The following is a 14,526-nucleotide window of genomic DNA, read 5'->3' as shown; positions in this document are numbered from 1 at the left end:
CGACGGCTCAGGGGCCGGACTGCCTGCTCCCCGGCCCCTTCGGGGTTTCACGTGCGTGCAGGTGTCAGTCCGGCGCGCCGTCGAGTGCGCTGTCGAGCAGGGCGGCCCACTGCGTCACCACGCGCCGGCGTCGCGTCGCGTCGTCGGTGAGGAGGTTGGCGAGGCCCAGGCCGCGGGCCATGTCGAGGAGGCCCTGGACGGTCTCGCGTACGCCGGGAACCGTTTCGTCGGCGCCGAGGAGTTCCACCGCGATGCGGTGTGTCTCGCGGCCGACGCGGCTTTCGAGTTCGGTGACGCGGGGGCCGAGCTGGTCCTCGTTGGACGCGGCCACCCACAGGTGGAGGGCGGCCCGGAAGAGCGGTCCCGTGTAGAGGTCGACGAGGGCGCCGACGACGGCCGCGCGGTTGGCGGCGCCTTGCGGGAACAGTGCGCGCAGCGCCGTGGAGCGCTCCTCGGCGACGTACTCGACGGCTGCGGTGAAGAGGTCCTCGCGGGTCGGGAAGTGGTGCTGGGCGGCGCCTCGGGAGACACCGGCCCGTTCCGCGACGACGGTCACGGTGGAGCCTGCCCAGCCGCGCTCGGCCAGGCAGGACACGGCGGCCTCCAGGAGGCGCTGTCTGGTGGCCCTGGAGCGTTCCTGCTTGGGGGTCTTGCCCGGGGCCAGGTGCGGAGGCGGGACTGGGATCGGGGTCACAGCACCCATGCGGGGTCCCGTCGTTCGAGGAATGCCGTCACGCCCTCGGCCGCCTCCCGTGAGGCGAACAGGCGCGCGGAGTGCTCGACGAGCGTGTCCGCGTCCCGGTCGAAAGCTGCCAGCACTGTAGCCGTGACCAGGCGCTTGGACTCGGCCAGCCCCTGGGGGGAGGCCCTGCGCAGTCCGTCGAGCACGGGCGCGAGCGCCTCGTCCACGTCGTCGGACGCGAGGGTGACCAGTCCCGTACGGGCCGCCTCCGCCGCGTCGAACCGTTCCCCGGTCAGGTAGTAGCGGGCGGCGGCGCGCGGGTCCAGGCGCGGCAGCAGCGGCATCGAGATGACGGCGGGGGCCAGTCCGAGCCGGGACTCGGTGAACGCGAAGCTCGCGCCGGGCCCCGCCGCGGAGATGTCGCACGCGCCGAGCAGTCCGAGGCCGCCGGCCCGTACGTGTCCCTCCACCCGTGCCACCACCGGCTTGGGCAGTTCGGTGATGCTCCGCAGGAGTGCGACGAAGGCCGCCGGGGCGGGCGGGGACCTGAGGTCGGCGCCCGCGCAGAAGGTGTTCCCCGTGTGGGTGAGCTGCACGGCCCGTACGGCAGGGTCCTTCGCGCAGGCGGACAGGACGTCGCCGAGTTCGCCGACGAGCCGTGCGGACAGCGCGTTGCGGTTCGCCGGCGAGTCGAGGGTCAGGGTGGTGATCCCGCGTTCGTGCGCGGTGGGTACCAGGGTCATGCGCGGTCCCCTTCACGTGCGCGCAGGGCACGCAGTTCGCGCCTGAGGATCTTCCCGGAGGCGGCCCTGGGGACGCTGGTGATGAACGCGACGCGGCGGACCTTCTTGTACGGGGCGACGTGTTCGGCGACGTACGCCGTCACGTCGTCCTCGGTGAGGCGGGCGGACGGCTGCGGGACGACGTACGCCATGGGCACTTCGTTGCCGTCCGCGTCGTACACGCCGATGACCGCCGCGTCCGCGATGTCCTCGTGGGTGAGGAGGAGCGCTTCGAGTTCGGCCGGTGCGACCTGGAAGCCCTTGTACTTGATGAGTTCCTTCACGCGGTCGACGACGAAGAGCCAGCCGTCCGCGTCGGTCCTTCCGACGTCGCCGGTGTGTACCCATCCGTCGGTGTCGATCATGGCGGCGGTGGCGTCGGGGCGGCCGAGGTAGCCCTTCATCACCTGGGGGCCCCGGATCGCGATCTCGCCTTCCTCTCCGACGCCCACGTCCTTGCCGGGGTCGTCGAGGGAGAGGATGCGCATCTCCGTTCCCGGGAGCAGCTTTCCGACCGTTCCCGGGGGCGGGTTCGGTGCGTTCCGGGGAACGACGTGGGTGCCGGGGGACAGCTCCGTCATGCCGTACGCCTGGAGGACGGGCGGCAGGCCGAGGCGGTGCGAGCAGGCCCGGGCGAGAGCGGCGTCGAGCGGGGCGGCGGCGCTGACGATGTACTCCAGGCTGGACAGGTCGTACGTGGCGACGGAGGGGTGCTTGGCGAGGGCCAGGACGATCGGCGGGGCGACGTACAGGCCGTTGATGCGGTGCCGGTCGATCGCCGCGAGGAACTGGGCGAGGTCGAAGCGCGGAAGTACGACGACCGTCGCACCGTTGCGCAGGGGTGCGTTCATGAGGGCCGTGAGGCCGTAGATGTGGAAGAACGGGAGAACGGCGAGGATGCGGTCACCGGGGCCCATGGGGATGAAGGGGTCCAGTTGCGCCAGGTTGGTGGCGATGCTGCGGTGCGTCAGCATCACCCCCTTGGGGACGCCCGTGGTGCCCGACGAGTACGGGAGTGCCGCGACGTCCTCGGACGGGTCGATGGTGAGCCGTGGTTCGGGTGCGGTCGAGGCGAGCATGTCGAGCACCGACCGGTGTCCCTCCGCGTGGTCGCAGACGAAGATCTCCTCGATCCCGCCGACGAGTTCGGCGGCACGCCGGGCCACGCCGAGGAGCGGTGAGACGGTGACGATCCAGCGGGCGGAGGAGTCGGTGAGCTGCTTGGCGAGCTCCTCCGCCGTGGACAGCGGGTGGACGGTCGTGACGGAGGCCCCGGCGCGCGTGGCGGCGTAGAAGACCACCGGGTAGGCGATGGTGTTGGGGCTGTGCAGGGCGAGTACGTCGCCCTGCCGCAGGCCCGCCTCGGTGAGCGCGGCGGCGACGCGCCGGTGGAAGGCGTCGAGCTGGCTGTACGTGATCGTGTCGCCGTTCGTCCCGTCGATCAGGGCGGGTGTTCCGCCGTACTCGGCTGCCTTTCCGAGCACCGCTTCGTGGATGGGCAGTTCGACGGGTTCTACGGACGCGTACGCGCTCTGGAACGCCATGACGGTTTCCTCCCGCGGTAGGGGTGGTGGCCAGAATCGCGCGTCCTAGTACGACTTGGGGAGGCCCAGGGACTGGTGGGAGACGAAGTTGAGGATCATTTCGCGGCTGACGGGCGCGATACGGGCCACCCGGGCGGCGGTGATGAGCGACGCGAGGCCGTACTCGCGGGTGAGTCCGTTGCCGCCCAGGGTGTGGACGGCCTGGTCGACGGCTTTCACGCAGGCTTCCGCGGCGGCGTACTTCGCCATGTTGGCGGCCTCGCCCGCGCCGAGGTCGTCGCCCTCGTCGTAGAGGCGGGCGGCCTTCTGCGTCATCAGGCGGGCCAGTTCGAGTTCGATGTGGGCCTGGGCGAGGGGGTGGGCGATGGCCTGGTGGGAGCCGATGGGGGCCTTCCAGACGGTGCGTTCCCTGGCGTACTCGACGGCCCTGCCCAGCGCGTAGCGGCCCATGCCGAGGGCGAAGGCGGCGGTCATGACGCGTTCGGGGTTGAGTCCGGCGAAGAGCTGGAGGAGGCCGGCGTCCTCGTCGCCGACGAGGGCTTCGGCGGGCAGGCGCACGTCGTCGAGGACCAGCTCGAACTGCTTCTCCGGTGCCTGGAGTTCCATGTCGATCTGTGAGCGCCGGAAGCCGGGGGTGTCGCGGGGGACGATGAACAGGCACGGTTTGAGGCGGCCCGTCCTCGCGTCCTCCGTCCGGCCGACGATCAGGGTCGCGTCGGCGATGTCGACGCCGGAGACGAAGACCTTGCGTCCGGTGAGCAGCCAGTTTCCCTCACCGTCGCGGCGGGCCGTGGTGGTGATCCGGTGGGAGTTCGACCCGGCGTCGGGTTCGGTGATGCCGAAGGCCATGGTGAGGCTGCCGTCGGCGAGACCGGGCAGCCAGGCGGCCTTCTGCCGGTCCGTGCCGAAGCGGGCGATGACGGTGCCGCAGATGGCGGGCGAGACGATCATCATGAGGAGCGGACAGCCGGCGGCGCCCAGCTCCTCCAGGACGATGGCCAGTTCCGCCGTGCCGCCGCCCCCTCCGCCGTACTCCTCGGGGAGGTTCACCCCGAGGTAACCGAGCTTGGCGGCCTCTGCCCAGAGTGCGTCGGGGTGCGCTCCTTCGCGCACGACGGTGGTGGCGTAGTCGCGTCCGTAGCGCTTTCCGAGAGCGGCGACGGCCGCCCGGAGCGCTTTGTGTTCCTCGGTCTCCGCGACGGCGGGGTCGGGGCTCATGGCTGCTGTTCCTCCTGGGGCTCTTCGACGGCCTCTTCGGCCTGTACGACGGCGAGCAGGGCGCCGACCTCGACCTGGTGGCCGGGGGCGGTGCGGAGCGCGGTGAGCGTGCCGGAGGCGGGAGCGCAGACGCGGTGCTCCATCTTCATGGCCTCCAGCCAGAGCAGGGGCTGTCCGGCGGTGACGCGTGCGCCCTCCGTGAGTCCTCCGGCGACGCGGACGACGGTGCCGGGCATGGGCGCGAGCAGGGAGCCCGGTGCGGTGCGGGTGGCGGGTCCGGGGGAGCGGGGCAGGGCGGTGAGGGTGTGGGAGCCGCCGGTGGACGTGTCGACGTACACCCGGCCGCCGGTGTGCGCGGCGATGCGGAAGTGGCGCAGTACGCCGTCGGTTTCGAGGCTCACGTGATCGGCGCGTACGTCGTACACGCGGACGCCCGGGAAGCCCTCCGCGGTGAAGCCGTCGCGGGTGGCGCGGTAGCGGACCTCGTGGTCCTCTCCGCCGGGCTCGGTCCGGTAGGTCTTCACCTGGGGCCGGGAGGGCACGTTGCGCCAGCCGCCGATGCGGGCGGCCGGTGTTCCCGCCGTCTGCCGGGCGGCGGCGTCGGCGAGGGCGGCGGCGAGGGCGGCGAGCGCCCCTTGCGAGGGGTCCGGGGACGCCTTCGTCAGCTCACCCAGGTGCCGGTCGTAGAACCCGGTGTCGAGCCGCCCGGCCGCGAAGTCCGGGTGGCGCAGTGAGCGTACGAGCAGCTCCCTGTTGGTCACCGGGCCGTGGACGCGGGCCCGTTCCAGGGCGTGGGCGAGCTTGCGCACCGCTTCGGCGCGGGTGGGCGCGTGGGCGATCACCTTGGCCAGCATCGGGTCGTAGTGCACCCCGACGAGGTCCCCGGCCGCGTACCCGGTGTCGAGCCGCAGTCCGGGCGCCGGGGAGACGTCGAGGGCGTGCAGGGGGCCCGCCTGCGGCTGCCAGTCCCGGGAGGGGTCCTCCGCGTAGAGGCGGGCCTCCACCGCGTGCCCCGAGGGGAGCGGTGGTCCGGGCGGCAGGGCCTCGCCCTCGGCGACGCGCAGCTGGAGCGCCACCAGGTCGATGCCGAACACCGCTTCCGTCACCGGGTGCTCGACCTGGAGGCGGGTGTTCATCTCCAGGAAGTACGGGCGGCCCTCGGCGGAGACCAGGAACTCGGCGGTGCCCGCGCCCCGGTAGTCCACCGCCCGCGCCGCCGCCACGGCGGCGTCGTACAGGGCGGTGCGCAGGGCGTCGTCCAGGCCGGGCGCGGGAGCCTCCTCCACGACCTTCTGGTGGCGGCGCTGGAGGGAGCAGTCGCGGGTGCCGAGCGCCCACACCGTGCCGTGCGCGTCGGCCATCACCTGGACCTCGACGTGGCGGCCGCGTTCGACGTACGGCTCGGCGAAGACCTCACCGTCGCCGAAGGCCGCGCGGGCTTCCGCGGTGGCCGCTGTGAGTTCTCCGGGGAGTGCCGCCAGGTCGCGGACGACGCGCATGCCTCTGCCGCCGCCGCCCGCCGCCGCCTTGAGGAGCAGCGGGAGGTCCGCTTCGGCGGCCCGGTCGGGGGCGACGGGGGCCAGGAGGGGGACGCCGGCAGCGGCCATGAGTTCCTTGGCGCGGGTCTTGGAGGCCATGGCGTCGATCGCCCCGGGGGGCGGCCCGATCCACACCAGGCCGGCGTCGAGTACGGCGCGGGCGAACCCGGCGTTCTCCGAGAGGAAGCCGTACCCGGGGTGCACCGCGTCCGCTCCGGCCGCCAGGGCGGCTCTCACCACGAGATCACCGCGCAGGTACGTGTCGGCCGGCGCCGTTCCCGGGAGGCGTACGGCAGCGTCCGCGGAACGCGCGTGGAGCGCTCCCGTGTCCGCGTCGGAGTACACGGCGACCGTGGTGATACCGAGCCGCGCGCACGTGCGGAAGATCCGGCAGGCGATCTCGCCCCGGTTGGCGACGAGGACGGAAGAAATCATCGGCAAGCCCCTCACATCCGGAAGACGCCGAAGCCGCCGCGCGCGCCTTCGACCGGTGCCGTGTGGATCGCGGACAGGCACAGGCCGAGCACGGTCCTGGTGTCGCGCGGGTCGATGACCCCGTCGTCGTACAGCCGCCCCGACAGGAACATCGGCAGGGACTCCGACTCGATCTGCTGCTCGACCATGGCGCGCAGGCCGGCGTCGGCCTCGGCAGCCTTGTCGTCGTACGGCTGCCCCTTCGCGGCGGCGGAGGCGCGCGCGACGATCGACAGGACACCGGCGAGCTGCTGCGGGCCCATGACGGCGGACTTGGCGCTGGGCCAGGCGAAGAGGAAGCGCGGGTCGTAGGCGCGGCCGCACATGCCGTAGTGGCCGGCGCCGTAGGAGGCGCCCATCAGCACCGACAGGTGCGGCACCCGTGAGTTCGACACCGCGTTGATCATCATCGCGCCGTGTTTGACGATGCCGCCCTGCTCGTACTCCCTGCCGACCATGTAGCCGGTGGTGTTGTGCAGGAAGAGGAGCGGGATGTCGCGCTGGTTCGCCAGCTGGATGAACTGGGCGGCCTTCTGGGACTCCGCGCTGAACAGCACGCCCTGCGCGTTGGCCAGCACCCCCACCGGGTAGCCGTGCAGCCCGGCCCACCCCGTCACCAGGCTCGGCCCGTACAGCGGCTTGAACTCGTCGAAGTCCGAGCCGTCGACGATCCGGATGATGACTTCGCGGGGGTCGAAGGGGGTCTTCAGATCGCCGGGGACGATGCCGGGCAGCTCCTCCGGGTCGTACTTCGGCGGCTCGGCGGGGGCCGGGTCGGCGTGCGCCTTGCGCCAGTTGAGACGCGCGACGATCCGCCGGGCCCGGCGCAGGGCGTCGTGTTCGTCGACGGCGAAGTGGTCGGCGAGGCCGGAGGTACGGGCGTGCATGTCGGCGCCGCCGAGGGACTCGTCGTCCGACTCCTCGCCGGTGGCCATCTTCACCAGCGGCGGACCGCCGAGGAAGACCTTCGACCGGTCTTTGATCATGACGGTGTGGTCGGACATGCCGGGGATGTACGCCCCGCCGGCCGTGGAGTTGCCGAAGACGACCGCGACGGTCGGGATCCCGGCGGCGGACAGGCGGGTGAGGTCGCGGAAGAGCGCGCCGCCCGGGACGAAGATCTCCTTCTGGGACGGGAGGTCCGCGCCGCCGGACTCGACGAGGCTGATGCAGGGGAGGCGGTTCGCGTACGCGATCTCGTTCGCCCGCAGGGCCTTCTTGAGGGTCCAGGGGTTGGAGGCGCCGCCGCGGACCGTCGGGTCGGTGGCGGTGATCACGCACTCGACGCCTTCGACGACGCCGATCCCGGTGACCATGGACGCGCCCACGGCGTAGTCGCTGCCCCAGGCGGCGAGCGGCGACAGTTCCAGGAACGGGGTGTCGGGGTCGAGCAGCAGCTCGATCCGCTCGCGGGCGAGCAGTTTGCCGCGCGCGCGGTGGCGGGCGACGTACTTCTCGCCGCCGCCCGCGAGGGCCTTGGCGTGCTCGGCGTCGAGGCCGGCCAGCTTGGCGAGCATGGCGGCGCGGTTGGCGGCGTACTCGGGGGACCGGGGATCCAGTGCGGAGGGGAGCACGGTCACGGGGCCACCGCCGGGGCCACCGGGGCGCCGGGGGTCGCCCGGGGTGCGGGGGGTACGCGCAGGGCCCCGGGCCTCGTACGCCGGACGGGCCGGAACAAGCCCCCTCGGGAACGTCGTACCGTCACAGGAGTACCTCCGGTATGTCGATGTGGCGGGAGCGCAGCCATTCGCCCAGTGCCTTCGCCTGGGGGTCGAAGCGGGCCCGGGAGGCGACGCCCTCGCCCAGGAGGCCCTCGACCACGAAGTTCAGCGCGCGCAGGTTCGGCAGGACGTGCCGCGTCACAGGGAGGTCCGCGGTCTCCGGAAGCAGCTCCCGGAAGCGGTCCACCGTCAGCGTGTGCGCCAGCCACCGCCACGCGTCGTCCGGGCGTGCCCACACGCCGACGTTCGCGTCCCCGCCCTTGTCCCCGCTGCGGGCGCCCGCGACGAGTCCGAGGGGCGCCCTGCGCGTCGGCGCCGGCCCCGCCCACGCCGCGGGCGGGGCAGCGGCCGCTTCGGCCGCGTCGAGCGCCTCGACCGCCCTCGTCCGTACGGGGTGCGGCACCCTCACCCGTTCTCCGTCCGGCAGCACCGCCACGTGGTCGACGTCCCCGGCGTCGATGTACACCGCCTCGAAGACTCCGTACGGAGCGCCCTTCCCGGGTGGTGCCGTCACGTGGAACCCCGGGTAGCTGCCGAGCGCGAGCTCGACCGCCGCTCCGCTGACCGCGCGGCCGACGTTCGCCGGGTCCGGGTCCCGCACGGTCAGCCGCAGCAGCGCGCTCGCGCACTCCTGCGTGTCCGCGTCCGGCCGGTCCGTACGCACCAGTTCCCAGCGGACCTCCGCCGGCCGCCCGGCCGCCGGCAGCGCGTCCTCCACCTGGTCCCGTACGAGCGCGGCCTTCGCCTCGACGTCCAGGCCGGTCAGTACGAACACGACCTCGTTGCGCCACCCGCCGACGCGGGTCAGCCCCGCCTTGAGGACGGGCGGCGGGGCCTCCCCGCGTACGTCCGAGATCCGCACCCGGTCGGGCCCGTCCTGGGCGAGGCGCACGGTGTCGAGGCGTGCCGTGACGTCGGGACCGGCGTACCGGGGTGCGCCCGTCTCGTACAGCAGCTGCGCGGTGACCGTTCCCGTGTCGACGTGACCGCCCGTTCCCCGGTGCTTCGTGACGACCGAGGAACCGTCGGAACGGATCTCCGCGAGCGGGAACCCGGGACGCCTCGCGCGGTCTTCGGGGGAACGGTCCGCGAAGAACGCGTAGTTGCCGCCGGTCGCCTGCGTCCCGCACTCCAGCACGTGCCCGGCCACCACCGCCCCCGCGAGGCGGTCGTACTCCTCGGGCCCCCAGCCGAACCACCACGCGGCCGGTCCTGCGACGAGAGCCGCGTCCGTGACGCGTCCCGTCACCACCACGTCCGCGCCCGCCCGCAGGCACTCCGCGATCCCGCCGCCGCCCAGGTAGGCGTTGGCGGTCAGGGCCCCTTCGGGCAGCGGCAGGCCGTCGCCCTCCACATGCGCGACCCGCACCGGCACGCCGGTCCGGCCGGCGAGTTCCCGTACGGCGTCGGCGAGGCCGCCCGGGTTCAGCCCGCCCGCGTTGGCCACGATCCGCACCCCGCGCTCGTGCGCCAGGGCGAGGTTCTCCTCCAGCTGCCGCAGGAAGGTCTTGGCGTACCCGAGCCGCGGGTCCTTCAGCCGGTCGCGTCCGAGGACGAGCATGGTCAGTTCGGCGAGGTAGTCCCCGGTGAGGACGTCGAGTGCGCCGCCGGTGAGCATCTCCCTCATCGCGTCGAAGCGGTCGCCGTAGAAGCCGGAGGCGTTGCCGATCCGCAGCGGCCGCCGCTCCGTCACGGCGGTCACGCTCCTCCCCCGTCCCGCTTCGGCTCGCGCCCCGCTCCCGCCGGTCCGGCGAACGCCTGCGCGATGTCCAGCCACCGGTCGGCGTCGGCGCCCTCGGCGCGTACGGCGAGATCGTCACGGTGGGCCCGCTGCGTCACCAGGAGGCAGAAGTCGAGCGCCGGGCCGGTGACCCGCTGCCGGGCGTCCTCGGGCCCGTACGTCCACAGCCCCGGCCCGTCCGGCGCGGTCAGTTCCACCCGGAACTCCTCGGCGGGCGGCGTCAGTCCCCGTACCGCGAAGGCGTAGCCGCGCGCCCGCACCCCGATCCGGGCCACGTGCCGCAGCCGCGCCGTCGGTTCCCGCCGTACGCCCACCGCGTCCGCGATGTCCTGCCCGTGCGCCCAGGTCTCCATCAGCCGCCCGGTCGCCATGGAGGCAACGCTCATCGGCGGCCCGTACCAGGGGAGTCTCACCCCGTCCGGCGCCGCCCGCAGCGCGCGCCGGAGCTGCTCGCGCCCGTCCCGCCACCGTGCCAGCAGCTCACCGGCCGGCAGCCCGGCTCCCGCCTCGGCGCCCTCGTCGACGAAGCGCTCGGGCGCGGCCGGCGCCTTGCGGACCTCCGCCGCGAAGCCCTCGGGGTCGGTGACGGACAGCAGTGCCGCCACGTCCGTCCAGGCCAGGTGCGCGATCTGATGGGCGATGCTCCAGCCCGGTGCGGGCGTGGCGAGCGACCACTGCCGCTCGCTCAGGCCGTCGGCCAACTGGTCGAGTTCGTCCCCTTCCGCATGGAGATCGTCGAGCACGGCTGCCGGATCGGACACGGTGCGCTCCCCTCGGGGCAGGGCGGTGTGTCCCGGAGCATGACAGTGCTTCAGAAAACAAGCAAGCGTGCTTGCATTATTTCTGTGACGGCTTCGCGCGGGACGGCGCGACGGACGCGGACCGCTCCCGGGCCCTGTGCCGCGTCTGGCTCCGGACCGCTCCCATGCTCGCCCCGATGACCAGCGCGATCGCCAACGCGTCGGTCACGGAGAGCGCTTGGCGCAGCACCAGGAATCCGGCGACCGCCGCGATGGCCGGTTCCAGGCTCATCAGTACGGCGAAGGTCGCGGCCGGCAGCCGGCGCAGCGCCAGCAGCTCCAGCGTGTACGGCAGTACGGACGACATCAGCGCGACCGCCACGCCCAGCACCACCGTGCGCGGCTCCAGCAGCCTGCCGCCCGCCCCCGCGAGTCCGAACGGGAGGCTGAACAGCGCCGCGACCGCCATCGCGAGCGCCAGCCCGTCCGCCTGCGGGAACCTGCGCCCGGTGCGCGCGCTGAAGAGGATGTACGCCGCCCAGCAGCCGCCCGCCGCGAGCGCGCAGGCCGCGCCGACCGGGTCCAGCCGGCCGAAGCCGCCGCCGCCGAGCAGCGCGACGCCGCCGAGCGCGAGTGCGGCCCACACCACGCTCATGGCGCGGCGGGACGCGAACACGGAGAGCGCGAGCGGGCCGAGCACCTCCAGGGTCACGGCCACGCCCAGCGGGATGCGGTCCAGCGCCTGGTAGAAGAAGCCGTTCATGCCGGCCATGGCGAGTCCGAAGGCGACGACGGTCCACCAGTCGGCACGCGCGTACCCGCGCACGCGTGGCCGGCACACCACGAGCAGGATCACGGCCGCGGCGGCGAGCCGCAGGGCGACGACACCGGCCGCTCCCGTGCTCGGCATGATCGTGACCGCGAGGGCGGACCCGAACTGCACCGACAGCCCGCCGGCCACGACCATCGCCACAGGACCGAGCCGGACCCCGGGACGCGCCCCGGGGCCGGTGCTCCCGCCGGGGGCGGGCTCGGACGCCGAAGGAACGGGGGTGGGGGCGGGCGCGTGGCCGGGGGCGGCGGAGGTGGGCTGGTCCATGTGCTCCACGGTAAAGGGAACAGGACCGTCTACTGCCCACACCCCTGACCGGGGTCCGCCTACGGCCCCTCCGCCGGCCGGGGCGCCGACCCGGGCGCCGGTCCCTCCGCCGGCTCCTCTGTCCGCCCCTCCGCGAGTCCCTCGGCCAGTACCTCCGCCAGGTGCCTCGCCCGGCGGCCCGCCAGCTGTTCCAGCTGGGTGCGGCAGGAGAAGCCGTCCGCCAGGAGCTCCGTCCCCCGTGCGGCGTCGCGCACCGAGGGGAGCAGCTGTTCCTCCGCGCAGGCCACCGACACGTCGTAGTGGCCGCGCTCGAAGCCGAAGTTCCCGGCGAGGCCGCAGCAGCCGCCGCTGAGGGACCCGGTGAGGCCGGCCCGCTCGCGCAGTCGCCGTTCCGCCGCGTCGCCCAGTACGGCGTGCTGGTGGCAGTGCGTCTGGCCGGCGACCGGGCGGTCGATCACCGGTGGCCTCCAGTGCGGGGCGTACTCCTCCAGTGCCTGCGCGAAGGTGCGTACCGAGGAAGCGAGCGCGGCCGCTCCCGGGTCGTCCGGGAGGAGCTCGGGAAGGTCCGTCCTGAGCGCGGCCGCGCAGCTCGGTTCCAGGACGACGACGGGCAGTCCGGCGGCGCGTTCCATGCCGTCCAGGGTGCGGCGCATCACCGCGCGGGCCCTGTCGAGCTGCCCGGTCGAGACGTACGTCAGGCCGCAGCACAGCTGCCGCGGGGGCACCGTGACCCGCAGACCGGCCGCTTCCAGCACGCGCACGGCGGCCCGTCCGACGTCCGGGGAGAGGTGGTCGGTGAAGGTGTCGGGCCACAGCACGACCGCCTTGGCACCGGACGCGGGGGACGGCTGCCGCCCGGCCCTGTCCCGGGCCCGCCACCAGCTTCTGAAGGTGCCGGGCGCGAGGGCCGGCAGGTCGCGTTCCGGTGCGATGCCTCCCAGGCGCTTCACGAGAGCGGCCAGCGGACGCACCCGGGAGGCGTGCCGCAGCACACGCGCGAACGGCGCCGCAGCACGCAGCCACACGGGAAGCCACCCCATCGCGTAGTGCGCGGCGGGGCGCACACGGCCCCTGTAGTGGTGGTGCAGGAATTCCGCCTTGTACGTCGCCATGTCGACGCCCACCGGGCAGTCGCTCCGGCACCCCTTGCAGGACAGGCACAGGTCGAGCGCCTCCCTCACCTCCTCCGACCGCCAGCCGTCCGTGACGACCTCCCCCGCGAGCATTTCGTGCAGCAGACGCGCGCGCCCGCGCGTGGAGTGCTGTTCGTCGCCGGTGGCGCGGAAGGAGGGGCACATGACGCCCGCTCCCGGCGCCGGCTGCTCGGTGCGGCACTTCGCGACGCCCACACAGCGGCGTACGGCGGCCGAGAAGTCGCCCCCGTCGTGCGGGTAGGAGAAGGCGACGTCGACGGGGTGCCCGGGGAGCACCTCGAAGCGCAGGTTCTCGTCCAGCCGCGCGGGGCGGGCGAGCACGCCCGGGTTCATTCCGCCGGCCGGATCCCACACGTCCTTGAAGCGGCCGAAGAGGGCCACGAGTTCGTTCCCGTACATCTTCGGAAGCAGTTCGGCGCGTGCCTGTCCGTCACCGTGCTCACCGGAGAGCGAGCCGCCGTGCGCGACGACGAGTTCCGCCTGCTCCTCGGAGAACGCGCGGAAGCGCCGTACGCCGCTCTCGCTCAGCAGGTCGAAGTCGATACGGACGTGGATGCAGCCGTCGCCGAAGTGGCCGTAGGGCGTGCCGCGCAGGCCGTGTTCGGTGAGCAGGGACCTGAAGTCGCGCAGGTACGCACCGAGCCGTGCGGGCGGTACGGCGCAGTCCTCCCAGCCGGGCCAGGCCTCGCTCCCGTCGGGCATCCGCGTCGCCGTACCGCTGGCGTCCTCGCGGACGCGCCACAGGGCGCGCTGTCCGGCCGCGTCCGTGACGACTGCTCCGTCGAGCGCCTGGGCGGCCTTCACGAGCCGCTCGGCGCGCGAGAGCGCTTCGGCGGGCGAGTCCCCTCCCATCTCCACGAAGAGCCAGGCGGAGCCGCGCGGGAGCAGCCTGCGCTCGTTCTCGGGAACGAGGTCTTCGGCCATCCCTTCCACCGTGAGCGGGCCGTACGGCAGGAGCGCGGGCGCGGCCTCGGCGGCGGCGCTCTCACCGGCGTACCCGAGAACGGCGAGTGCCCGTGCGCGGGGTGCTTCCACCAGGCGTACGGTCGCCTCGCTCACCACTGCGAGCGTTCCCTCGCTTCCGCAGAACGCCCGCGCGACGTTCACGCCGTTCTCGGGAAGCAGCGCGTCCAGTGCGTATCCGGAGATGCGGCGCGGCAGTTCGGGGAACCCGGTGCGCAGGAGCGCGAGGTCGCCGTTCACCAGTGCGCGCAGTCCTTCGGGGGTGTCGCTCTGCCAGCCCTGGCCGAGGCGCAGCTCCTCTCCGCCGTAACGGACGACCGAGAGGCCGTAGATGTTGTCGGCCGTCGTTCCCCACGCCACCGAGTGCGAGCCGCACGAGTTGTTCCCGATCATGCCGCCGAGCGTGCAGCGGCTGTGCGTGGAGGGATCCGGCCCGAACGTCAGCCCGTACACCCCCGCCGCGGCCCGCAGATCGTCGAGGACGACACCCGGCTGGACCACGACCGTGCGGGTCCCGGGATCCAGTTCCGTGATGGCGCGCATGTGCCGGGTGAAGTCGAGGACGACGCCCGTGCCGGTCGCCTGTCCCGCGATCGACGTGCCGCCGCCGCGCGGCACGACGGGCACCCCGTACGTCCGGCAGACGGCGAGCGCGGCGGCCACGTCCTCCGTGTCGCGCGGGGCGACGACACCGAGCGGCACGCGCCGGTAGTTGGAGGCGTCCATCGTCATCAGGGCGCGCGCCGCCGCGTCGAAGGCCACCTCACCGCGGACGGCCCCGCGCAGCTCGCGCGCCAGCGCCGCCGTGTCGGACCTGCGCCACGCGTTCCTCTGTTCGGCCATGCACCCAAGAATGCCCCCGCGCGCCCT

Annotated in this window: 10 protein-coding genes; all 10 read right to left on the bottom strand. The window is 73.5% G+C overall.

All coding sequences use genetic code 11. From position 1 onward, the window contains the following. Positions 1 to 64: 64 nt before the first annotated feature. Positions 65 to 694: a TetR/AcrR family transcriptional regulator gene (locus BN1555_RS18180; RefSeq protein ID WP_255306078.1), complete on the bottom strand. Its 630-nt coding sequence runs from the start codon at positions 692 to 694 to the stop codon at positions 65 to 67. Then, on the bottom strand, positions 691 to 1,425 hold the full coding sequence (locus BN1555_RS18175; protein WP_093800361.1) for an enoyl-CoA hydratase family protein: 735 nt from the start codon (positions 1,423 to 1,425) through the stop codon (positions 691 to 693). The genes BN1555_RS18180 and BN1555_RS18175 overlap by 4 nt, the downstream gene beginning before the upstream one ends. Beyond that, a complete protein-coding gene (locus BN1555_RS18170; protein ID WP_093800360.1) occupies positions 1,422 to 3,008 on the bottom strand; it encodes a 4-coumarate--CoA ligase family protein in 1,587 nt (528 codons plus the stop codon). Before BN1555_RS18170 ends, BN1555_RS18175 begins: the two co-directional genes overlap by 4 nt. Before the next feature lie 45 nt (positions 3,009 to 3,053). Further along, positions 3,054 to 4,226 carry an acyl-CoA dehydrogenase family protein gene (locus BN1555_RS18165; RefSeq protein WP_093800359.1) on the bottom strand — a complete coding sequence of 391 codons (1,173 nt, stop codon included), beginning with the start codon at positions 4,224 to 4,226 and terminating at the stop codon, positions 3,054 to 3,056. Continuing rightward, entirely contained in the window at positions 4,223 to 6,199 is a 1,977-nt protein-coding gene (locus BN1555_RS18160) for an acetyl/propionyl/methylcrotonyl-CoA carboxylase subunit alpha (RefSeq protein WP_093800358.1), read from the bottom strand. Before BN1555_RS18160 ends, BN1555_RS18165 begins: the two co-directional genes overlap by 4 nt. 11 nt (positions 6,200 to 6,210) lie before the next feature. Continuing rightward, positions 6,211 to 7,818: an acyl-CoA carboxylase subunit beta gene (locus BN1555_RS18155; protein ID WP_093800357.1), complete on the bottom strand. Its 1,608-nt coding sequence runs from the start codon at positions 7,816 to 7,818 to the stop codon at positions 6,211 to 6,213. A 121-nt stretch (positions 7,819 to 7,939) separates the two neighbouring features. Then, positions 7,940 to 9,661 (bottom strand): acyclic terpene utilization AtuA family protein, encoded by a 1,722-nt coding sequence (locus BN1555_RS18150; protein ID WP_255306077.1) that lies wholly within the window; start codon positions 9,659 to 9,661, stop codon positions 7,940 to 7,942. Then, entirely contained in the window at positions 9,658 to 10,461 is an 804-nt protein-coding gene (locus BN1555_RS18145) for a TIGR03084 family metal-binding protein (RefSeq protein WP_093800355.1), read from the bottom strand. The genes BN1555_RS18150 and BN1555_RS18145 overlap by 4 nt, the downstream gene beginning before the upstream one ends. A 76-nt stretch (positions 10,462 to 10,537) precedes the next feature. Next, positions 10,538 to 11,539 carry an EamA family transporter gene (locus BN1555_RS18140; protein WP_093800354.1) on the bottom strand — a complete coding sequence of 334 codons (1,002 nt, stop codon included), beginning with the start codon at positions 11,537 to 11,539 and terminating at the stop codon, positions 10,538 to 10,540. A 59-nt stretch (positions 11,540 to 11,598) separates the two neighbouring features. After that, the gene (locus tag BN1555_RS18135; RefSeq protein WP_093800353.1) at positions 11,599 to 14,499 is read right to left on the bottom strand and encodes an FAD-binding and (Fe-S)-binding domain-containing protein; all 2,901 of its coding nucleotides are present in this window, start codon (positions 14,497 to 14,499) and stop codon (positions 11,599 to 11,601) included. Positions 14,500 to 14,526 lie beyond the last annotated feature (27 nt).

It is taken from the genome of Streptomyces sp. Wb2n-11, assembly GCF_001049855.1.
In the GTDB taxonomy this organism is placed as follows: domain Bacteria; phylum Actinomycetota; class Actinomycetes; order Streptomycetales; family Streptomycetaceae; genus Streptomyces; species Streptomyces altiplanensis.
This window is presented reverse-complemented; position numbering and strand designations above follow the sequence as displayed.

Bases quoted from the DNA above. Each gene is read 5' to 3' on its own strand.
- BN1555_RS18175 (WP_093800361.1), bottom strand. From the start codon at position 1,425: ATGACCCTGGTACCCACCGCGCACGAACGCGGGATCACCACCCTGACC.
- BN1555_RS18170 (WP_093800360.1), bottom strand. From the start codon at position 3,008: ATGGCGTTCCAGAGCGCGTACGCGTCCGTAGAACCCGTCGAACTGCCC.
- BN1555_RS18165 (WP_093800359.1), bottom strand. From the start codon at position 4,226: ATGAGCCCCGACCCCGCCGTCGCGGAGACCGAGGAACACAAAGCGCTC.
- BN1555_RS18160 (WP_093800358.1), bottom strand. From the start codon at position 6,199: ATGATTTCTTCCGTCCTCGTCGCCAACCGGGGCGAGATCGCCTGCCGG.
- BN1555_RS18140 (WP_093800354.1), bottom strand. From the start codon at position 11,539: ATGGACCAGCCCACCTCCGCCGCCCCCGGCCACGCGCCCGCCCCCACC.
- BN1555_RS18135 (WP_093800353.1), bottom strand. From the start codon at position 14,499: ATGGCCGAACAGAGGAACGCGTGGCGCAGGTCCGACACGGCGGCGCTG.